At 71.5% G+C, this 21,713-nt stretch carries 15 protein-coding genes and 2 pseudogenes; 3 read left to right on the forward strand and 14 right to left on the reverse strand.

Annotated features, from left to right (window positions below; all coding sequences use genetic code 11):
- Positions 1 to 3: 3 nt before the first annotated feature.
- The 6 genes and pseudogenes from AC068Z_RS25415 to AC068Z_RS25440 form a co-directional block, all read right to left on the reverse strand.
- The gene (locus tag AC068Z_RS25415) at positions 4 to 573 is read right to left on the reverse strand and encodes a hypothetical protein (protein WP_478559819.1); all 570 of its coding nucleotides are present in this window, start codon (positions 571 to 573) and stop codon (positions 4 to 6) included.
- Positions 558 to 1,733, reverse strand: coding sequence for a ParA family protein (locus AC068Z_RS25420; protein WP_478559822.1), 1,176 nt, complete (start codon positions 1,731 to 1,733; stop codon positions 558 to 560). The genes AC068Z_RS25415 and AC068Z_RS25420 overlap by 16 nt, the downstream gene beginning before the upstream one ends.
- Positions 1,734 to 2,104: 371 nt before the next feature.
- A complete protein-coding gene (gene ald, locus AC068Z_RS25425) occupies positions 2,105 to 3,229 on the reverse strand; it encodes an alanine dehydrogenase (protein WP_478559825.1) in 1,125 nt (374 codons plus the stop codon).
- Positions 3,230 to 3,362: 133 nt separating this feature from the next.
- Positions 3,363 to 5,424: pseudogene (locus AC068Z_RS25430) on the reverse strand (tetratricopeptide repeat protein); the annotation flags it as partial.
- A 160-nt stretch (positions 5,425 to 5,584) separates the two neighbouring features.
- Complete coding sequence (locus AC068Z_RS25435; RefSeq protein WP_478559828.1) at positions 5,585 to 6,211, reverse strand: NUDIX domain-containing protein; 627 nt, start codon at positions 6,209 to 6,211, stop codon at positions 5,585 to 5,587.
- Between the two features lie 96 nt (positions 6,212 to 6,307).
- Complete coding sequence (locus tag AC068Z_RS25440) at positions 6,308 to 7,957, reverse strand: CTP synthase (RefSeq protein ID WP_451726151.1); 1,650 nt, start codon at positions 7,955 to 7,957, stop codon at positions 6,308 to 6,310.
- Between the two features lie 520 nt (positions 7,958 to 8,477).
- Here AC068Z_RS25440 and AC068Z_RS25445 point away from each other — a divergent pair.
- The gene (locus tag AC068Z_RS25445; RefSeq protein WP_478559911.1) at positions 8,478 to 10,280 is read left to right on the forward strand and encodes a glycoside hydrolase family 15 protein; all 1,803 of its coding nucleotides are present in this window, start codon (positions 8,478 to 8,480) and stop codon (positions 10,278 to 10,280) included.
- A 145-nt stretch (positions 10,281 to 10,425) separates the two neighbouring features.
- Entirely contained in the window at positions 10,426 to 11,808 is a 1,383-nt protein-coding gene (locus AC068Z_RS25450) for an FAD-binding protein (RefSeq protein ID WP_478559831.1), read from the forward strand.
- Positions 11,809 to 12,111: 303 nt separating this feature from the next.
- Here AC068Z_RS25450 and AC068Z_RS25455 read toward each other — a convergent pair.
- Together AC068Z_RS25455 and AC068Z_RS25460 are read right to left on the reverse strand one after the other, a co-directional pair.
- A pseudogene (locus tag AC068Z_RS25455) lies at positions 12,112 to 12,192 on the reverse strand (NAD(P)-binding protein); the annotation flags it as partial.
- A gap of 115 nt (positions 12,193 to 12,307) precedes the next feature.
- Positions 12,308 to 13,801, reverse strand: a complete 1,494-nt coding sequence (locus AC068Z_RS25460) for an APC family permease (RefSeq protein WP_478559834.1) — start codon at positions 13,799 to 13,801, stop codon at positions 12,308 to 12,310.
- A 222-nt stretch (positions 13,802 to 14,023) separates the two neighbouring features.
- Between AC068Z_RS25460 and AC068Z_RS25465 the strand changes: the two genes are divergently transcribed.
- Positions 14,024 to 15,661, forward strand: coding sequence for a PucR family transcriptional regulator (locus AC068Z_RS25465; protein WP_478559837.1), 1,638 nt, complete (start codon positions 14,024 to 14,026; stop codon positions 15,659 to 15,661).
- Positions 15,662 to 15,699: 38 nt separating this feature from the next.
- Here AC068Z_RS25465 and AC068Z_RS25470 read toward each other — a convergent pair whose 3' ends face one another.
- The 6 genes from AC068Z_RS25470 to AC068Z_RS25495 form a co-directional block, all read right to left on the reverse strand.
- Positions 15,700 to 16,842, reverse strand: coding sequence for a glycosyltransferase family 4 protein (locus AC068Z_RS25470; RefSeq protein WP_478559840.1), 1,143 nt, complete (start codon positions 16,840 to 16,842; stop codon positions 15,700 to 15,702).
- Between the two features lie 168 nt (positions 16,843 to 17,010).
- Entirely contained in the window at positions 17,011 to 17,772 is a 762-nt protein-coding gene (locus tag AC068Z_RS25475) for a hypothetical protein (protein WP_478559843.1), read from the reverse strand.
- Between the two features lie 123 nt (positions 17,773 to 17,895).
- On the reverse strand, positions 17,896 to 19,614 hold the full coding sequence (gene recN, locus AC068Z_RS25480) for a DNA repair protein RecN (RefSeq protein ID WP_478559914.1): 1,719 nt from the start codon (positions 19,612 to 19,614) through the stop codon (positions 17,896 to 17,898).
- Positions 19,615 to 19,692: 78 nt separating this feature from the next.
- A complete protein-coding gene (locus tag AC068Z_RS25485; protein ID WP_478559846.1) occupies positions 19,693 to 20,598 on the reverse strand; it encodes an NAD kinase in 906 nt (301 codons plus the stop codon).
- Entirely contained in the window at positions 20,595 to 21,410 is an 816-nt protein-coding gene (locus AC068Z_RS25490; protein ID WP_478559849.1) for a TlyA family RNA methyltransferase, read from the reverse strand. The genes AC068Z_RS25485 and AC068Z_RS25490 overlap by 4 nt, the downstream gene beginning before the upstream one ends.
- A 7-nt stretch (positions 21,411 to 21,417) precedes the next feature.
- Positions 21,418 to 21,699 carry a hypothetical protein gene (locus tag AC068Z_RS25495; RefSeq protein ID WP_478559852.1) on the reverse strand — a complete coding sequence of 94 codons (282 nt, stop codon included), beginning with the start codon at positions 21,697 to 21,699 and terminating at the stop codon, positions 21,418 to 21,420.
- Positions 21,700 to 21,713: the final 14 nt, after the last annotated feature.

Below are 21,713 nucleotides of genomic sequence, written 5' to 3' on the forward strand. Positions count from 1 at the left end.
CCGCTACCGCCCGCGAAGCCGTCGTACGAGGATGCTGGCGTCCCCGCGGGTCTCCAGATCCGCGAGCACCACGGCCACCGCCTCGCGGACGATCCGCCCGCGGTCGACCGCGAGCCCGTGTTCGCCGCGGAGCACCAGCCGGGCGTGCTCCAGGTCCATCAGCTCCTCGGCCGACACGTACACGGTGATCTTCTCGTCGTGCCGCTCTCGGCCGCTGGGCCGCCGCGCGGCGGCCCGGCCGCGCTTGTTGCGCGGTGCCGCGGCGCCGCCAGAACCTTCCTGCGCGCCCTGCCGCCGCCCGGAGCGCTCCGCGGCCGCGGCCCGGCTCCGGGACTCCCCGGACTCCGCCGGGTCGGCGTCCGCCGCGACATGCTCCGCTCCCTCGCCGTCCCCGCCCTGCGCGGGCACGGACTGCGGCGCGTCCTCCGCGGCGGCGGCGTCGCTCTCCCCCGCGGGAGCGGGCACCCGGGCCTCGCCGTTGGCCCCTCGCCGGGGAGTGGACGCCTGCAGCGCCATCCCCCCTGTCGTACGGAACAGTTCGTCGGCCCCCGGCAGACTCACTCGGCGTGACACCGGGCGAGCACCTCCCTGGCGAGCTGGCGATAGGCGGCGGCACCGACGGAGTTGGAGGCGTACGTGGTGATCGGCTCACCGGCGACCGTGGTCTCCGGGAAGCGGACCGTGCGCCCGATGACCGTGTGGTAGACGTGGTCGTCGAACGCCTCGACGACCCGCGCGAGCACCTCACGGCTGTGCACGGTGCGCGAGTCGTACATCGTGGCGAGGATGCCGTCGAGCTCCAGCTCCGGGTTGAGCCGCTCCTGGACCTTCTCGATGGTCTCCGTCAGCAGCGCCACGCCACGCAGGGCGAAGAACTCGCACTCGAGCGGCACGATCACCTTGTGAGCCGCCGTCAGGGCGTTCACGGTGAGCAGGCCGAGCGAGGGCTGACAGTCGATCACGATGTAGTCGTAGTCCGCCATGAGCGGCTTCAGGGCGCGCTGGAGTGTCGACTCGCGCGCGACCTCGGAGACCAGCTGGACCTCCGCCGCCGACAAGTCGATATTGCTCGGCAGCAGGTCCATGTTCGGGACCGCGGTCTTCAGCAGGACCTCGTCGGCCGACATGCCCCGCTCCATGAGCAGGTTGTAGACGGTGAGGTCGAGCTCCATCGGGTTGACGCCGAGTCCGACCGACAGCGCGCCCTGCGGGTCGAAGTCCACGAGCAGGACCCGACGTCCGTACTCCGCCAGCGCGGCACCCAGATTGATGGTCGACGTCGTCTTGCCGACGCCGCCCTTCTGGTTGCACATCGCGATGATCTTCGCCGGACCGTGGTCGGTCAGCGGCCCCGGGATGGGGAAGTACGGCAGCGGCCGTCCGGTCGGGCCGATGCGCTCGCGACGCTGGCGTGCGGCGTCGGGCGCGAGCGTGGCCGCGTACTCGGGGTCGGGCTCGTATTCCGCGTCGGGATCGTAGAAGTGCCCCTCGGGCAGTTCGTCGTAGTCGGCGAAGTGGTTGTGGGGCGCGCCACTTCCGTCGCCGGCCATGGCGTTCACGTGATGGCCATCCATGCTCTGGTGTGCTGACAGGGTCACGGTCTGCTGGTGACTCTGGTGGGCTGCGAAGGTGCGCACCGCGACGGAGCCGACAGCCTCGAACCCCGCGGGAGCCTGGCCCCGCGCTGGGCTTCCTGGTTGACCACCCCCGGGAGAAAATGTCGACTCATTCACAAGTCGTCTTACCTCCTTGGTGACCAGGAAACTTCTAGACAAGGTCAGCGTGGCACCATGCCGACAGTCGGCGACTCTATGGCGTGTCGGGCGTCCGCAGCAACACAATCCGCCGGACCCGGCAGGATGTGTCGGCAATGAAACATCCCTCTGTCAAGGGCGTACGGCCGTCGCACAGTAGGTTTCACCGGTGTGCGAATCGGTCGAAGAGTTACGTTCGAGGCGAGTTGACCGAGCGTCGCAAAGTGACCATACACACATCCGGCCGGACCTTGTCGGGCAAGGTCCGGCCGGGTGTGCGACGTTGACGAGCCGTGTTGACGTATCGCCTTTACGAAAAGGTGACTTAGCCGTTCGCCGGTGGCGTCGGCTCAGCCGAGCAGCGAGTCCAGCTCCACGTGCTCCAGGCCGTGCGCCTCGGCGACCTCGCGGTAAACGACCTTGCCGTCATGGGTGTTGAGACCCTTGGCGAGAGCCGCGTCCCGGCGCAGCGCCTCGACCCAGCCGTTGTTGGCCAGCGAGACGATGTACGGCAGCGTGGCGTTGGTGAGCGCGTAGGTGGAGGTGTTGGGCACCGCGCCCGGCATGTTGGCGACGCAGTAGAAGACCGAGTCGTGGACCTCGAAGGTCGGCTCGGCGTGCGTGGTGGGACGCGAGTCCTCGAAGCAGCCGCCCTGGTCGATCGCGATGTCGACAAGGACACTTCCGGGCTTCATGCGCGAGACGAGCTCGTTGGTGACCAGCTTCGGGGCCTTGGCGCCCGGGATGAGCACCGCGCCGATGACGAGGTCCGCGTCCAGGACGGCCTTCTCCAGCTCGAAGGCGTTGGACATGATCGCCCGCACCTTGGTGCCGAAGACCTTGTCCGCCTCGCGCAGCTTGTTGATGTCACGGTCGAGCAGCGTGACGTGGAAGCCCATGCCGACGGCGATCTGGGTGGCGTTCCAGCCGGAGACACCGCCGCCGATCACGACGGCCTTGGCCGGCTGGGTGCCGGGGACACCGCCGGGCAGGACACCGCGGCCGCCGGCCGAGCGCATCAGGTGGTAGGCGCCGACCTGCGGGGCGAGCCGGCCCGCGACCTCGGACATCGGGGCGAGCAGCGGGAGCGCGCGGTTCGCCAGCTCGACCGTCTCGTAGGCGATGGCGGTGGTGCCCGACTCGATCAGGGCGTCCGTGCACTCCTTGGAGGCGGCCAGGTGCAGGTAAGTGAAGAGCGTCTGGTCCTTGCGGAGGCGGTGGTACTCCTCGGCGATGGGCTCCTTGACCTTCAGCAGCAGGTCAGCGGCGGCCCACACCTCGTCGGCGGTGTCCAGGATCTGGGCACCGGCGGCCACGTACTCGACGTCCGGGATCGAGGAGCCGACGCCGGCGCCACGCTCGATGACGACCTGGTGGCCGTTGCGCACCAGCTCGTGCACACCGGCGGGGGTGATGGCCACCCGGAACTCGTTGTTCTTGACCTCGCGGGGGATGCCGACCTTCACGTCGATCACGGTCCTTGGCTCAGAGGGTGCATTGCATGACATACCCAGGCGTGCGGGGGCACACAGGGAGACACCGCAGGAGAAGGTGCGGCAGAGCCAGTCTAATGAAGGTGTTCCCGCTGTCTAGCCTTTCATTGCACCAATCTTCTGCGGATGCACTACGGATTTCGCAGGCTCTAGTCCTCTGTAGTGCTCTCTTCTGGCTCGGGTTCCCCCTCCGGGAGCTCCTCACCCAGCATGCGCTCGGCCGCCCCGCGGTGCAGTCGAGCCGCGGCGGAGTCCCCGAGATGCTCCAGCGTGTCCGCCAGCCGCAGATGCAGCGCGGCCTGCAGCCGTACGTCGTCGGCCCGGCGCGCCCACTCCACCGCCTCCTGGCAGGTGGCGAGGGACTCCTCGGGCCGGCCGGCGTACTCCTGGACCCGGGCCAGCTCGCTCAACGCCCGCGCGTGGGCGGCGACATCGCCGAGGCGGCGGTGCCCGGCGACGGCGGCCCGCCAATTGCGCTGCGCCTCGCCGTAGCGCCCCGCGAAGGTGTACGCGGCGCCGATCCGGCCGTACAGCCGGGCCGCCTCCGCGCGCTCGTCCCGGGCCAGCCGCTGGGCGAGGGCGCGGCCGAACCAGTCGGCGGCCCGGTCGTAGTCGCCGAGCTCCAGATGGGCACCGCCTACGGATTCCATCGCGCGGCCGATCGCGTACGGGTCGTTCGCCTCGCGTCCGGCGTCCAGAGCGGCCCGGTACCGGGCCAGAGCCTCCCGCGTCCGGCCCGTCCTGGCGTCGAGGTCGCCGAGGTTCAGCAGGGCGGCGGCCTGCTCGCGGGGCAGATTCCGGCGCTCGGCCACGTCCAGCACCAATCCGTGGATCCCGTACAGGTCACCCGCCGCGGCCTGGGTGCCGAAGTGAGCGACCATGGCCCGCACCAGCTGGGACATCAGCCGCCGGGCCAGGGTGTCCAGATCTCCGTCGGCGACGGCGAGCCGGGCCGCCGCGAGCAGGGCCGGCCTGCGGATGCGCAGCCAGTCGGCCGCCGCTCGGGGGTTCGGGAAGCGCAGGGAGCGCGGCATGCCGAGCAGCTTCTCGCGCGCCTGCGGACTGTCGGTCTCGGTGATGGCACGGCACGACTGGAGCAGCCGCACGGTCCGCTCCAGCATGCGGGCGCGGGCCAGCTGGAGCTCCGCGGGCCGGTCCTGCGTCTCGGTGAGCGCCCGGAGCAGGGGGTGCAGACAGCCGGGGACCTCGTACTGGGGCAGGGGTGAGTCCACGGCCCGCAGCAGGCCGAGGGCGACGAAGTCGTCCAGGGTGGTGCGGGCGCCGCTGACCGAGCAGCCGGCCAGCGCGGAGGCGGTGTGCGGGTCGACGAGGCCCGCCGGGGCGAGGCTGAGCAGTCGCAGTATCCGGGCGGCCGGACCGGGCAGGGCGGTGTACGCGAGTCGGAACACCTGGGCCAGCGGGGTGCCGGCGGTGTCCTCGTCGAGCTCGGCGTGCAGCTGCTTGGCGAGGTCTGCGACGGCGGACTTGGGCCGGGCGGCGAGCCAGCCGCCGGCCAGGGTCAGCGCGGCGGGCTGCGCCTGGCACTCCTCGACCAGGCCTTCGGCGGCCCGCGGGTCGACGGTGATCCGGACCGATCCCGCGTGCCGGGACAGCAGTTCCACCGCCGACTTGGTGTCCAGGCCGCCGAGGGTGCACGGGCGGACGTCGGAGATGCCGGTGAGCGGACCGGCCGAGACGGCGACGACCAGGCAGTCCGGGGTCTCGGGCAGCAGGGCGGCGACCTGTTCCGCGGTGGCCGCGTCGTCGAGCAGGAGCAGGACCCTGCGGTCGGCGAGCGCCTCGCGCAACGCGGCGGTGAGGTCGTCCTCGGCGGCCCCGGCCGGGGACGGCAGCTCCAGGGCGGCGAGCAGATCGCGGGCCACGGAGTCGACGGGGACGGGGGTGCCGTCGGGCTCGCTGAGCCGGGCGCGCAGCACGCCGTCGCCGTAACGGTCCGCTACCTGTCGTACGAGTTCCTCGGCGAGGGAGGTGCGGCCGGAACCGGGGCGTCCGGCGATCAGCAGCACCCGCGCGCGGGGGGCCTTCTTGCCAGAGAGGGTGTCGAGTCCCGCCCGCTCGATGTCGGCGAGCAGCTCCTTCAACTCCCGTGTCCGGCCCAGAAATTGACCGTCGGCCGACAACCTGACGCCGCCTGTGTCCACCGCCTGATCCGTCACGGGCCACACTCCCGTCCCACCGCACGCGCAAGCCCGCCGGGATTCCGGATACGGGCGTGTTTCAGAGCCTAGTTCACGCTCTGCAACGAGCCGTGTGGAGCACGACGGAGGGAACGAAGACTCCCCCGATCGGATCAACAGATCGTAGGACCAAGAGGGGTCAGGCCTGGAACGGCCTCGCGGGCCAGGGCGCGTCTGCCGGACGCAGTCCGTCGAGTCCGCCGGAGGCCCGCGCGGCGACCAGCGACAGCACCCCGACCACCAGGCAGTTGTTGTGCAACTCCCCCGCGAGGACCCCCTGGACCAGTTCCGCGAGCGGCACGCGCGCGTGTTCCAGGTCCGCCTCCTCGTCCTCGACCGTGAAGCGCTCGCCCTCGACCTCGGAGAGGTCGCGGGCCAGGAAGACCCGTACCGCCTCGTCGCAGCCGCCCGGCGTGGTGTAGACGTCCGTCAGCACCCGCCAGTCCTCGGCCTTGACGTGCGCCTCCTCGTACAGCTCGCGCTGGGCCGCGTGCAGCGGGTTCTCGCCGGGGATGTCGAGCAGTCCGGCCGGGATCTCCCACAGCTTGTGCCGTACGGGGTGCCGGTACTGCTTGATGAGCAGCACCCGGTCCTCCTCGTCGAGGGCGAGCACGGCGACCGAGCCCGGGTGGACCTGGTAGTCGCGGCGCACCACGCTGCCGTCGGGCATGACCACGTCGTCGGTGCGGACGGAGGTCTTGTTGCCCACGAAGGGGGTGTCCGTCGCCCGGATCTCCCACTCCTGCGGGGTGTCCTTGATCGTCATGCCCTGGCCTTCCACACGCTTGAAACGAACCCGCCAAAGAAAACCGGGGTGCCAACCATTGAAGGTTCGCACCCCGGCCACCGTACAACTGTCGTGCTACTTCGAGATCTTCCGCTCGACCGCCGCCTTCACGAGGCCCGCGAACAGCGGGTGCGGGCGGGTCGGGCGCGAGCGCAGCTCCGGGTGGGCCTGCGTCGCCACCAGGTAGGGGTGGACGTCGCGGGGGTACTCGACGTACTCCACGAGCTTGCCGTCGGGGGACGTTCCGGAGAACAGGATGCCCGCCTTCTTCTCCAGCTCCGCGCGGTAGGCGTTGTTCACCTCGTAGCGGTGACGGTGCCGCTCCTCGACGTACTCCTTGCCGTCGTACACCTCGCGCACGATGGAGCCCTCGGCCAGCTTGGCCGGGTACATGCCCAGGCGCATCGTTCCGCCCATGTCGCCCTCGCCGGCGACGATGTCGAGCTGCTCGGCCATCGTGGAGATGACCGGGTGGCCCGTGGCGGGGTCGAACTCGGTGGAGTTGGCGTCGCCGATGTCGGCGAGGTTGCGCGCCGCCTCGATCACGATGCACTGCAGGCCCAGGCAGAGGCCCAGCAGCGGGATCTTGTTCTCGCGGGCGAACTTGATCGCGCCGACCTTGCCGAGCACACCGCGGTCGCCGAAGCCGCCCGGGATGCAGATGCCGTCGACGTCACCGAGCTGCGCCTTGGCGCCGGCCGGGGTCTTGCAGTCGTCGGAGGTGACCCACTTGATCTTGACGCGGGCCTTGTTGGCGAAGCCGCCCGCGCGCAGCGCCTCGGTGACCGAGAGATAGGCGTCGGGCAGGTCGATGTACTTGCCGACCAGGGCGAGGGTGATCTCGTGGTCGGGGTTGTGGACGCGGTCGAGCAGGTCGTCCCAGGTCGTCCAGTCCACGTCACGGAACGGCAGGTCCAGCTTGCGGACGACGTAGGCGTCCAGGCCCTCGCCATGCACCGTCTTCGGGATGTCGTAGATGGAGCGGGCGTCGGGGCAGGCGACCACGGCGGCCTCGTCGACGTCGCACATCAGCGAGATCTTCCGCTTGATCGCGGTGGGCACCTCTCGGTCGCAGCGCAGCACGATCGCGTCCGGCTGGATACCGATGTTCCGCAGGGCCGCAACCGAGTGCTGGGTCGGCTTCGTCTTCAGCTCTCCCGAGGGGCCGATGTACGGCAGGAGAGAGATGTGGACGACGAAGACGTTGTCACGGCCGACCTCGTGCCGGACCTGGCGGACGGTCTCGAGGAACGGCAGCGACTCGATGTCGCCGACCGTGCCGCCGACCTCCGTGATGACGACGTCGACCTCGTCGGTCGCCATCCGCCGGATGCGGTGCTTGATCTCGTTGGTGATGTGCGGGATGACCTGCACGGTGTCGCCCAGGTACTCGCCGCGCCGCTCCTTGGCGATCACCGTCGAGTAGACCTGTCCTGTAGTGACATTGGCGGAGCCGTCCAAGTCACGGTCGAGGAAGCGCTCGTAATGTCCGATGTCCAGGTCCGTCTCGGCGCCGTCGTTGGTGACGAACACCTCACCGTGCTGGAAGGGGTTCATCGTCCCGGGGTCGACGTTGAGGTACGGGTCGAGCTTCTGCATCACGACGCGCAGTCCCCGCGCCTTGAGCAGCATGCCAAGACTGGAGGCGGTGAGGCCCTTGCCGAGCGAGGAGGCGACACCCCCGGTGACGAAGATGTGCTTGGTCGTCGTGGATTTGGGCGTCATGGCCAAGGCGGGGCTCCCGTGGTCGCGTTCTGGGGTGCGGTGCGGCGTTCTCACCGGGGATTCCGGAGTCGCCGTCGCTGCGGTTCGGGGGTTTCTCTCCCACCGGTCCACGGGCTACCAGGGTATCAGCGCCTCGGGGCGATGGCTTCCGGCCACGCTCCGCGCACGTGTCGCCACGCAGGTCGACACGGGCCCACGCGGGGTCACCGGTTTCTCACCCGTTGCTCACCCGTTCGGCCCATCCACGTTGCCCGGAGCGGCACGCAGATCATCTACGTGCGTCGTATCCTCGTCGGACACTCACTGCCGAGCCGGACCGGCAACACGGCACCACCCCAGCCCGTACGACCGGAACGACGCGAGCTCGTCAGTTCGTTGAGCAACAATTGGCGTTTTGCCTCACGGCGGAGCGGCTGCTTTGCTTCACCGCTCAACGACGCATTACAACGACCCCTTGACCGCACTAGCGACCGCCCCCTTTTCCTCGGGGGGTGACGTGGCCGTTCGACTGGAGTTGCACGTGGCCGGGCGCATCGAAGACTACGCACTCATCGGAGACATGCAGACCGCGGCACTGGTCTGCCGGGACGGCACAGTCGACTGGCTGTGCCTGCCCCGCTTCGACTCGCACGCCATCTTCGCCGGTCTGCTGGGCACCGAGGAACACGGTTTCTGGCGGCTCGGGCCCGCGCACGCGGCGGACTCGGCGCCGCCGGTCGCGGCCCGGCGCAGTTACCGCGGGGACTCGCTGATCCTGGAGTCCGAGTGGGACACCCCGCGCGGCACGGTCCGAGTGACCGATTTCATGCCCCCGCGTGACGGCGCCCCGCAGCTGATCCGCATCGTGGAGGGTGTCTCCGGGCGCGTCCGGATGCGCTCGGCCCTCAGGATGCGGTTCTCCTACGGCCGGGTCGTGCCGTGGGTGCACAAGCACGAGGGCCGCACGGTGGCCGTCGCGGGCCCGGACTCGGTCTGGTTCGACACCGAGTGCGAGACCTACGGCAAGTCGCTGACGACGTACTCCGACTTCACCGTCGCCCCCGGTGACCGGATCGCGTTCACCATCTCCTGGCAGCCCTCGCACCACCAGCCGCCGCCGCTGCCCGAGCCGGAGCAGTCGCTGGAGGCCACCGAGGACTTCTGGCGCGAGTGGGTCGAGCACTGCACCTACCACGGCCCCTACCGCGAGGCCGTGATCCGCTCCCTGATCACGCTGAAGGCGCTGACGTACGCCCCGACCGGCGGCATCGTCGCCGCGCCCACGACCTCGCTGCCCGAGGAGATCGGCGGGGTCCGCAACTGGGACTACCGCTACACCTGGCTCAGGGACGCCGCGATCACCCTGTCCTCGCTGCTGCGCACCGGCTACCGCGAGGAGGCCCGCGCCTGGCGCGAGTGGCTGCTGCGCGCGGTCGCGGGCGACCCGGAGAACCTCCAGATCATGTACGGCATCGCCGGCGAGCGCGAGCTCGGCGAGGCGGAGCTGGACTGGCTGCCCGGCTACGAGAACTCCGCGCCGGTCCGGGTCGGCAACGGCGCGGCCCACCAGCTCCAGCTGGACGTGTACGGCGAGGTCACCGAGGCCCTGCACCTGGGCCACATGACCGGGCTCGCCCGCAACGACTACGCCTCGGTGCTCCAGCTCAAGCTGATCCGCTACCTGGAGGACCACTGGAACGAGCCGGACGAGGGCATCTGGGAGGTGCGCGGCCCGCGCCGCCACTTCGTGCACTCCAAGGTGATGGCGTGGGTCGCCGTGGACCGCACCATCAAGCTGATCGAGTCCGGTGACGCGGACGGCCCGCTGGAGCGCTGGCGCGAGCTGCGCGACGACATCCACCGGGACGTGTGCGAGAGGGGCTACGACAAGGAGCGCAACACCTTCACCCAGTCGTACGGCTCGAAGGAGCTGGACGCCTCGCTGCTGCTCATTCCGCAGATGGGCTTCCTGCCGCCGGACGACAAGCGGGTGATCGGCACCATCGAGGCGATCCAGCGGGAGCTGTCCACACCGGACGGGTTCATCCTGCGCTACCCGACGCAAGGGGAGGCCGAGGGCGTCGACGGGCTGCCCGGTGACGAGGGCGCCTTCCTGGCCTGTTCGTTCTGGATGGCGGACGACCTGGCGATGATCGGCCGGGTCGACGAGGCCCGCAAGCTGTTCGAGAAGCTGCTGGCACTGCGCAACGACCTCGGACTGCTGGCCGAGGAGTGGGATCCGCGCCTGCAGCGCCAGGTCGGCAACTTCCCGCAGGCGTTCAGCCACGTCCCGCTGATCGACACGGCCCTGCGCCTGACGGCTTCGGGCGCGTACGGCGGCTGACGGGGACCACCACCTCTCAAGGGCCTCACCGCGAGTCCGCCCACGGCCACGGCGTCCCGGGCGATGGTGGCGCCGGCAGGCCCCCGGAGCTGGGCCCGCCTAACCTGGAAGGGCACAAATCCCCCTTGGCGGAAAGGGGGCGGCCATGGCTTCCCCTTCGAAGGCGGGCGCGGCGCTCACCGCGCTGCGCGAGGATCTCACTGGCGATGTGTTCGCCCCGGGGGACCACGGTTACGACGAGGCGCGTGTCGTCTTCAACGCGATGATCGACAAGCGGCCCGCGGTGATCGCGCAGTGCGTGGACGAGGCCGACGTCGTGCGCTCGGTGCGGTTCGCCCGGGACCTGGACCTGCACATCGCCGTGCGCGGCGGCGGCCACAGCGTGGCGGGCTCGGCACTGAACGACGGCGGCCTGGTCATCGATCTGCGCCACATGCGCGCGGTCACCGTGGACCCGGCGGCCGAGGCGGTACGGGTCGCGGGCGGCGCCACGATGAGCGACCTGGACCGCGCCTGCCAGGAACATGGCCTCGCCACCACCGGCGGCCGGGTCTCCACCACCGGCGTCGGCGGTTTCGTCCTCGGCGGGGGCTCCGGCTGGCTGGACCGCTGGTGCGGACTGGCCGTCGACAACCTCATCGCCGCCGAACTCGTCACCGCCGACGGCCGTCCGGTGCACGCGAGCGTCGACGAGAACCCCGAGCTGTTCTGGGCGTTGCACGGCGGCGGCGGCAACTTCGGCGTGGCCACCTCGCTCACCCTGAACCTGTACGAGCTGCCCGAGTTCGCCATCGCGTTCCTGTTCTACCTCCCGGAGTTCGGCCCCGAGGTCGTACGCACCTACCGCGATGTCATCTCCGTGGCGCCGAACGAGGCGAGCGGCGGGGTCATCTATCTCACCGGCCCGCCCGAGGAGTTCTGCCCGCCGCGGCTGCAGGGCACCCTGCTGTGCGCGGCGCTGCTGACGTACGCCGGGAGCGAGGCGGCGATGCGGAAGGCGGCCGAGCCGCTGCTGGCGCTGCCGCACGAAGCGGCGATCGTCGGCGCGATGCCGTACGTCGACGTGCAGTGCATGCTCGACGATCCGCCGGGCTTCCGGAACTACTGGTCGGCGGAGTACCTGACGGGCCTGCCCGACGACTACGTCGACGTGTTCTGCGCCGGCGCGTGCGCGATGCCCGTACCGACGCGAACCATCCAGGCGGTGTTCCCGCTGGGCGGTGCCATCGCCGACGGACCCCACGAGTACCCGGTGCCCTACCGGGACTCGCCCTGGGCGACGCATCCCTTCGGCATGTGGGCGGACGCGGCCGACGACGAGCGCGGCATCCAGTGGGTGCGGGACGTGCGGGCCGGTGCCCGGCCCTGGAGCACGGGCGCCGTCTACCTCAACTTCATCGGCCAGGAGGGCCCGGACCGGGTGATCGCCGGGTACGGCGCGGAGAACTACCGGCGCCTGGAGGAGGTCAAGCGGCAGTACGACCCGGACAACGTGTTCCGGTTCAACCACAACATCAAGCCGAGGTGAGCGCGGCGAGCGTCCGCATGCTGCCGCGGTGAGCGGGCCACCGGGCGGACGGTGCCGGAAGGCGCTGCCGGGGACGACCGGTTCGCGTACGGAGCAGTGCTCGCCGCCGATGCGGACGTTGCCCTGCGCGACCCCCTCGTAGCCCACGTACCGGTGGACGTACCCGACGGGCCAGTACGAATAGGCGCCCTGGGCATAGGGGTTGAGGTGCCAGGCGGACAGCTGTGCCCGGCCGGTCCAGGCGGCCGAGGTGCCGGGGAAGAAGGCGTCGATGCCGTTCAGCCGCCGCGCGGCGAGCCGGGCCTTCGCCTCGTAGAGCGTGCAGGCGTACCCGGCGTCGTGCAGGGTGAGGGCGGCGGTGAGTCCGGCGATTCCGGCGCCCACCCACGGACGCGGGCCTCGGCGCCACGGGCAGACCGCGCCGCTCGGCGGCTGCGTGGTCGGCGAAGAGGGTGCGCAGGGCGTGCATCGAGGGCGTTCGTGGCACGGTTCTCGCTCCTCAGGCGTTGACGGGGGTTTCCGTGCGCTCGGCCGAGTCCTCCAGCACGATCCGGCCGATGATCTCGTAGCGCTCCGGCCGCCTGGCCTTCAGGTAGAAGCCGAGGCCCAGGCCGCCGAAGAAGACCAGTCCGACGATCCACGGGATGGCCTTGAAGAACAGGGAGTCCGCCGCCGTACCGGCCGCCGTGTCGAGGTTGGTGACCAGCAGCCCCACCACCGCGATCATGCCGAGCCCGCCGAGCAGGGGCGCGGTGAAGGTGCGGAACCAGTGCCGGTCCTCGGGGTGGTGCTTGCGGAAGTAGCCGATGACGGCGAAGGAGCACAGGGTCTGCACGATGAGGATGGCCATCGTGCCGAGGATCGCCAGCAGCGTGTACAGGTGGATGTACGGGTCCTGGTCGGTCAGCCAGAACGCGCCCACCAGAGCGACCGCGATGACCGACTGCACGAAGGACGCGACGTGCGGTGAGCCGTGCCTGGCGTGGGTGCGGCCGAGGGCCGGGTGCAGGAAGCCCTCGCGGCCGATGGCGTACAGATAGCGCGCAGCACACTGGTGGAAGGCCATCCCGCAGGCGAACGAGCCGGTGATCAGCAGCCATTGGAAGGTGACCACGGCCCAGGCGCCGATGAAGGAGTGCGCCGGGTCGAAGAACAGGTCGAGCGGGCTGGTGCCGGAGGAGACCTCGACGGAGCCCGTGAGGCCGTTGCCCGCGATGGTCATCCAGGAGACGTAGATGTAGAAGATCCCGACACCGATCACCGAGATCAGCGTCGCGCGCGGGATGACCCGCTTGGGGTCGCGGGACTCCTCGCCGTACATCGCCGTCGACTCGAAGCCGACCCACGACCAGAAGGCGAAGAACAGGCCGAGCCCGGCGGAGGTGCCGGTGAAGGCGTTCGCGGGGTTGATGGGCTCCATCGGGATGCCGTCGGGGCCGCCGCCGTTCAGGAGTACGGCGGTGGCGACCGCGAAGAGGACGGCGATCTCCGCGATCAGCATGACGCCGAGCGCCTTGGCGGTGAGGTTGATGTCGAAGAACGCGAGCACGGCCGTGACGGCGAGCATCGCGACCGCGTACAGGATCCACGGCAGGTCGACGCCGAGCTGGTCGTGGACGGTGGTCTTCGCGAAGTAGGAGAACACACCGACGATGGACGCCTCGAAGACGACGTACGCGAGGACGGCGAGCATCCCGGACGCCATGCCCGCGATCCGGCCGAGGCCGTGCGAGATGTAGCCGTAGAAGGCGCCGGCCGCGGTGATCCGCCGGGCCATGGCGACGTAGCCGACGGAGAACACCGTCAGCACGAGCGTCGCGAAGAGATAGCCCGCGGGGGCGCCCGTGCCGTTTCCGAAGCCGACCGCGATGGGCAGGTTGCCGGTCATGGCGGTGATCGGCGCGGCGGTCGCGACCGCCATGAACACCACACCCACCAGACCTACGGAATTCGCCTTGAGCCGATGGACCTCTCGCGTGGGATTCTCTGACATTCCCGCCCCTCTCGCCGTACATTCGCAACGAAATCCGAAGGTCATGCCCGGCTTGCCTGCCGGATGCGCCAGTGTGACGGCCGAGTGACGCATGCCACAACAGACACGCGGTCGTGCAATTCGCCACGGGGCGCGACGCATTGTCGTGCGCCGGGGCCGGAAGATCGTCTCCGTAACCGCGTGGAGATGTCCCGGAAGCACGGGCGCGGGTAGCGTCCGGTTATGGACAGCGGCATGGACAGCAGATTCGACACCCAGGGCGCCGGCATCACCGTGCGGCGGGCGCTGGAGCTGCCCGGCCTGCGCGGCGGGCTCCCGGAGATCGTGGCGGGCGCCGACCGTCTGGGGCGCACCGTGCGCTGGGTGCACGCGGGCGAGGTCCCCAACATCGCCTCGCTGCTCAAGGGCGGGGAGCTGCTGCTGACCACCGGCTACGGCCTCGGCACCCGACCGGCCGAACAGCGCGCGTTCGTCCGCACGCTGGCCGAGCGCGGGATCGCCGCCCTCGTGGTGGAGCTGGGCCCGCGCTTCACCCGGCTTCCGGCGGCCCTCGTCGACACGGCACGGGCGGCCGGCCTGCCGCTGGTCCAACTGCACCGCGAGGTGCCGTTCGTGACGGTCACCGAGGAGGTCCACACCGAGATCGTCAACGGCCACTACGCGCTCCTCCAGCGCGCCGAGGAGGTCCACCGGCGCTGCACGGAGGCCCTGCTCGGCGGCGGCGGAATCCCTCAAGTGCTCAGCATCCTGGCCGACTTCAGCGGCAACCCGGTCTTCCTGGAGACGACCGACGGACAGCTTCTGTACGCCGCGGGAGCGGGCCCGGAGAACGCCGATCCGCTCCAGGTGTGGGAGGGGCTGCGGGGCCAGCACAAGGAGGCACCGGCGGGCTCGGTGCTGGTGGACGTGCCGGGCGGGGGTCCGGGCACGGGGTCGGTCCGCGCCCGCCTGGTGCTCCTGCCCGTGCGGGCTCCGCTGGCGCCGGTGCACCGGATCGCGGCGGAGCGGGCCGCGGGCATCCTCGCCGTGGTGCTGATGCAGGCCCGGCAGGAGGAGGAGCTGGCCGCCCGGGGCCGCGGCGACTTCCTCACCGACCTCGCCGAGGGCCGGATCAGCGCGGAGGACGCGCCCGCGCAGGCCCGCGTCCTCGGCTTCAAACCGGGCGAGAGTCCGCTGCTGCCGGTGGTGATGCGCCTCGGCGACGCGCTGTCCCCGGGCGGTGGCTGGGCGGTGCTGGCCCGCGCGGTCGCCGAGGAGCTGGCGTCGGTGGGGGTTCCGGTGCTGCTGGGCGTACGGCCGGTGGAAGGCCGCGTCCCCCTGCTCCTGGGCCTGCGGTCGGAGTCGGAGCGCTCGGCGGTCGCGGACCGGGTCGCGGCGGCGCTGCGGGCCGGGGTGGAACGAGCCGGGATGCAGCGGCCCGGAGCGCAGCCGCCGGTCGTCGTGGTCGGGGTCGCGGGCGGCTGGGCGGCGGCCTCGGCGAGCCTCCGGCACGCGGCGGAGACGGCGACGGCGGCGCAGGGCCTGACCGACCGCCCCTGGTACGACGCCCGCCGCCTGGACATCGACCTGCTGTTGTGGCGGCTGCGCGACCATCCCGACCTCGCGGCCTTCGTGGAGCGCGCCATCGGCCCGCTGCGCGAGCACGACGCCCGCTCCAAGCCACCGCTGCTGCCGACGCTGCAGACCTATCTGGCGCACGCGGGGCGCAAGGCGGAGACGGCCCGCGAACTGCACCTCAACCGGCAGACCCTCTACAACCGCCTCGCCCGCATCGGCGAGTTGCTCGGCACGGACCTGGACGACCCGCAGGCGGTCCTGGCGCTGAGCCTGGCGCTGCGGGCGCGCCGGCACGTGCCGTAGAACAACGGCTCTGCGTCAGCAGCCTCAGGTCAGCGGCGCTAGATGAGCGGCCGGGGCTGCGTCAACTCGTCGTACACGCTGAGCACTTGGGCGACGGTCTCGTCCTCGGTCGGCCAAGTGGCGGCCTGCCGCAGCCCCCGGGCCCTGAGCATTTCGCACCGCGCGGGATCGTCGAGCAGTCGGGTGACGGCGGCGGCGAGCGCCTCGGGATCGCCGGGCGGGACGAGTTCGGCGGCGTCGCCGACGAGTTCGGGCAGTCCGCCGACCTCCGTCGCGATGAGCGGCACGCGCGCGTGAAGGGCTTCCTGCGCGAGGACGGACCGCGCCTCCCACCGACTGGGCAGCAGGGCGAGGTCGGCGGCGGCGAGCAGTTCGCGCACGTCGTCCCGGCTCCCGATGAGCCGCACCGGCAGCCCCTCCTCCTCGATACGGCGCTGGAGTTCGCCCCGCAGCGGCCCCTCGCCGGCGATGACGACGAGCGGCAGGGGATCGAGCCGGCGCCAGGCGCGGCAGGCGTCCAGCAGGACGTCGTAGCCGCGATGCCGTTCGAGCGAGCCGACGGCGATCAGCAACGGGCGTCCGGTGGCGCCGAGTTCGGCCCGCACCTTGGGCCGCAGCCGCTCGGCCTCGTCGTGCTCGTTCTCGGCCGGACGGCGAGGCCCGGGCAGTGAGACGGCGGCGAGCCGCGCGTCCCGGGCCCCCGTGCGGCGGGCCCGGTCCACGAGCGCGGAGGTCGTGCCGAGGACGACGGAGGCCGCCTTCACCACGCGCCGCTCCAGCAGCCGTACGAGATGGGCGCGGGCGCCCTCCACGTGCGCCCGGTCGTGCCAGGTGACGACCAGGGGCGTGCGCCGGCCGCTGAGCGCGAGCACGGCGCGGAAGGAGGCGTGCAGCCCGTGCGCGTGCACCAGGTCGGCGTCCGCGCAGGCCGCCCGGAGCGCGGCCACGGAACCGGGGTCGCTGCTGCGCGGCACGTGCACGTGTTCGGCGCCGACGCCGCTGAAGCCGTAGAGGTGATCGGCCTCGGTGGGGGCGCACACGGTGACCCGCACGCCCCTCGCGACAAGCCCCGAAGCGAGCGACCGCACGTGCACACTGCTGCCGGCGTTGCCTCCGCCCAGCACCTGCACGGTGCGCAGCGGCGACTGGCCGTGCGGTGAGTGGCTGCTCACGGGGGTCACGTGGCCGGGCTCCTGGTTCGGGGTCGGGCGGTCACGAAGAAAGTACAGAAGGATCGAGCGGAGGGGGTGAACCGCGAGGATCCCTGCGCGTACGAGATGCACTGCCAAGGATGCCAGGACGCGCGGAGGTTCCGGGAACGAAGGGACGACGGCCGCGGTCGCAGCCCATCACCCACTCGGGTGAGTCACCGGACGGATGTCCGCGAGTCGCGACCGTGCCACGTCGCTCACCCTGTCCCCGTGGACGGCGGCGGCGACCAGCGCGGCGGCATGGGCGACGAGCCCGGCACGTCCGTTGCCGGCGACGACGGCGGCGCCCAGAGCGGCCCCGAGCGCATGCGCACCCGTGTCCCCGAGCATCGACCGCTCCCCGACGTCGTCCGGCAGCACGGCCGCCGCCGCCCCCACGGCCGCGGCGGACAACTCCCCCGCGGCCCCGCCCCGCACCAGCCCGGCCGCCCCGAGCCCGAGCACGACACCGACGGCCCGCCCCGGCCGTACGTCCACGAGATTGACGAAGTGCGCGGCCCCGGCGACGACGACCCCGGCGAGCACCTTGTCCACGGCCCGCTCCTTGAGCAGCGCCCCCGCGAGCAGCCCGGCGGCCCCGACCCCGAACAACTTCACGGCCCCGCTGGTGACTTCCCCGTCCTTCAGGGCCGACAGATGAGCCCGAAACCCACGGCGAGGATCCCCGGCACCGACGACATCGTCATAAGCCCCACAGACCCCGGCGAGCAGGACGGGAACCCCGACCCGCCCGCTGGTGAGGGCTACGGCAAGCGAACCGGCGGCCCCGGCGCAGAGATCGACGGTGTTCCCGGCATGGTTGACCCGCTCCCAACGCTCGCGCCCGCCGGGGGCGTTGGCGCGGAGTGCGTGAAGACTTGCGCGGGCGAGAAACCCGGTGAGGGCAGCGCGAATGAGCATCCGGCAAGATAAGCACACCCAGGGGCGCGGGGCTGTGTCGATTTGCGGCTACGCCGCGCGGGCGCGACCAGCCCCCACGCACCCGCACCCGCCGAACAACCGAAAGCGGCACCCCCGTAGGCGCTACCGGTCCAACCGAGCCGTCGCCAGCAACTCCTCCGCATGCGCCCGAGCGGTCTCCGAGTCCTCCTGCCCCGCCAGCATCCGGGACAGCTCCCGGATCCGGTCCTCGCCTTCGAGCACCTTCACACCGGACCGCGTGACAGAACCGTCGTTGGTCTTCTCCACCAGCAACTGCCGGTCGGCGAAGGCGGCGACCTGCGGAAGATGCGTGACGACGACGACCTGGGCCGACTTCGCCAGCTTCGCCAGCCGCCGCCCGATCTCCACCGCCGCCTTGCCACCGACACCCGCGTCGACCTCGTCGAAGAGATACGTCGGCACAGGATCCGTCCCCGCGAACACGACCTCCACGGCCAGCATCACGCGCGACAGCTCACCGCCGGAGGCGCCCTTGGCGATCGGCCGCGGCGGCGCACCGGGATGGGGAGCGAGCAGCAGCTCGACCTCGTCCGCGCCGGACGGCCCGTACGCGACCGTACGACCGCCGACCTCCACGCCCTCCGGGTCCTCGCTCTGCCGGATGTCGAAGGACACGCGCGCGTGCGGCATGGCCAGCGAGGCCAGCTCGGCGGTCACCGCGGCCGCGAACCGCTCGGCGGCCTCGGTGCGCGCGTCGGTCAAGGCCTGCGCGAGCCCGCCCAGTTCGACGCGCAGCGCGTCCCGCTCCGCCGTCAGCTCGTCGATCCGCTCGTCGTCGCCGTCCAGCTCGGTCAGCCGCGCCACGCCCTCCTCGGCCCACGCCAGCACGGCGGCGACGTTCTCGCCGTACTTCCGCGTCAGCGCCGTGAGAGCGGCCCGCCGCTCCTCGACGGCGGACAGCCGCAGCGGATCCGCGTCGAGGTCGTCGGCGTAGCCCGCCAGCTCCCCCGCCACATCGCCGAGCAGGATCCCGATCTCACCGATCCGGTCGGCGAGCGCGGCGAGGGCCGGGTCGTGCGACCGTACGGCGTCCAGGGCCCGCTGGGCCCCCGCCACCAGGGTCGCCGCGTCGATGCCCTCGGGGTCCTCGGGGTTGCCCGCGAGCGCCGCGTGGGCGGCCGTGGCGGCGGACGACAGCGCCTCGGCGTGCCCGAGCCGCTCCGCCTCCTCCGCCAGCTCCACGTCCTCCCCGGCGCGCGGCTCGACGCCGGCGATCTCGTCGAGCCCGAAGCGCAGCATGTCGGCCTCCTGGGCCCGCTCACGCGCGCGCGTGGTGATCTCCTCCAGCTCGGTGGCGACGGCCCGCAGACGCCGGTAGGCCTCGCCGTACTTGGCGAGCGGCACGGCGACGCCGTCCCCGGCGTACCGGTCGAGCGCCTGCCGCTGCCGGGACAGCTTCAGCAGGCCCTGCTGATCGGTCTGCCCGTGCACGGCCACCAGGTCGTCGGCCAGCTCGGCGAGCAGCCCGACGGGAACACTGCGGCCCCCGACATGGGCCCGCGACCGTCCCTCGGCCGAAACGGTACGGCTGATCAGCAGCGCCCCGTCGTCCAGCTCGGCCCCGGCCTCCTCGGCCCGTACGACGGCCGAGGTGCCCGAGGGCACGGTGACCCGTCCCTCGACGACCGCCTTCTCGGCCCCGATCCGCACGAGCGCCGGATCCGCCCGACCGCCGAGCAGCAACCCGAGGCTGGTGACCACCATGGTCTTGCCCGCACCCGTCTCACCCGTGACGGCGGTGAACCCCGGCGACAACTCGACGACCGCGTCGTCGATGACTCCGAGCGACCGTATCCGCATCTCTTCCAGCACGGCACGACCATACGAGGTAAGGGCGCCGGGATGCGAGGCGCCCTGTCACCCAGGGGAGTGGACCTGCTAGTGAGGCGCCCCGCGCCACCCGGAAACGGGCAACGCGAACTTGGCGACGAGACGGTCCGTGAACGAGGCGTGATGCAGCCGGGCCAGCCGCACCGGCACAGCCCCCCGCCGCACCTCGACCCGCGCCCCGGGCGGCAACTCCACGGTCCGCCGCCCGTCACACCACAGAACCCCCGGCGGGATGTGCGGCAGCACCTCGACCGCGAGCACGGAATCCGGCGAGGTCACCAACGGCTTGGCGAACAACGCGTGCGCGGAGATCGGCACCATCAGCAGCGCCTCCACCTCGGGCCACACCACCGGCCCGCCGGCGGAAAAGGCGTACGCCGTGGACCCGGTGGGCGTGGACAGCACGATGCCGTCGCACCCGAACCCCGTCACCGGCCGCCCGTCGATCTCCAGCACGACTTCCAGCAGCTTCTCGGCGCCGGCCTTCTGCACCGCCGCCTCGTTCAGCGCCCAGTCCGTGTGCACGATGTCGCCGTTCTGATGGACGACGACATCGACCGTCATCCGCTCCTCGACCTCGTACGCCTTGGTGACCACCCGGTCGACGACCTTGTCGAGATCGTCCCGCTCGGCCTCGGCGAGGAACCCCACCCGCCCGAGATTGACGCCGAGCATCGGCACCCCGGACGCCCGCGCGAACTCCGCCCCCCGCAGCAGCGTCCCGTCACCCCCGAGCACGATCAGCAGCTCGCACCCGTCGAGGCACTGCGGAGTGGCCTCCTTGACCAGCTCCACGCTCTCCGGCAAGGGCAGATCGGCGGCCTCGTACTCCAGCACCCGCACGCCGATACCCTCACGCAGCAGCCCCTTCACCACCAGCTCGGCGCTGCGGATCGCCGCCGGCCGACCGGTGTGGGCCAGCAGGAAAACAGTACGAGCTCGGTTCTGTGTCAACGCGGCCCCTCCGCCACTGCACGGTCAACGTCGGCCGGGTCCAGTTCCGGTGCCCCGGACCGCAGCCACAGAAAGTACTCGACATTCCCGGAGGGCCCCGGCAACGGACTCGCCGTGACCCCCCGCACCCCGAGCCCCAGCTCCCAGGCCCGCCGTGCCACTCCCCGTACGGCTTCGGCGCGCAGCTCCGGGCTGCGCACCACACCCCCGCTGCCGAGGCGCTCCTTGCCCACCTCGAACTGCGGCTTGACCATCATCACCAGATCGGCGTCCGGCTTCACGCACCGCGCAAGGGCGGGCAGCACCAGTCCGAGCGGGATGAAGGACAGATCCCCCACGACAAGATCCACTGGCTCCCCATCGATCGCTTCGAGCGTCAACTCGCGTACGTTCGTACGGTCCTTGACGGTGACGCGTTCATCACTTTGAAGAGTCCAGGCCAGTTGTCCGTATCCGACGTCCACGGCGACGACGTGCGCGGCCCCCGCCCGCAGCAGGACGTCCGTGAAGCCACCGGTGGACGCCCCCGCGTCCAGCGCCCGCCGCCCCTTGACGACGAGCCCCTGCGGGACGAACGCCTCCAGCGCCCCGGCGAGCTTGTGGCCGCCGCGCGAGACGTACTCGGGATCGCTGCCGTCGGAGGAGACGACGATCGCGGCGGCGGTCTCCACCTGCGTGGCCGGCTTGGTCGCTACGGTCTTGCCGACGGTGACCCGCCCGGCGGCGATCAGCTGGCTGGCGTGCTCGCGCGAGCGCGCGAGCTTCCGGCGGACCAGCTCCGCGTCCAGACGGCGACGTGCGACTCCTGCCACGTTCGGTTCAGCTCCTACTGCCATACGACGGAGGGGGCACCGGAGGTCCCGGGCGGGCGTCGAGCGCGGTGAGCGCGTCGCGCAGCCCCCGGTGTACATCCTCGTACACCTCGACGTGTCCGTCCGTGGCGAGGTGGTCGGCGTCGGCCAGCCGTTCCAGCTGGGCGTCGACCTCGGCGTTGCCGGTGGGCGTGCGGGGGACGCCCAGGGGGGCCGGGGCGGCGGGGTCGTACGAGATCTCGACCGCCGCTTCCTGAGGGGCCTCGGTCTCCGGCACAGAGTCGCTCATGCCCAGACGCTACC

This window comes from Streptomyces sp. NPDC043726 (assembly GCF_056436565.1).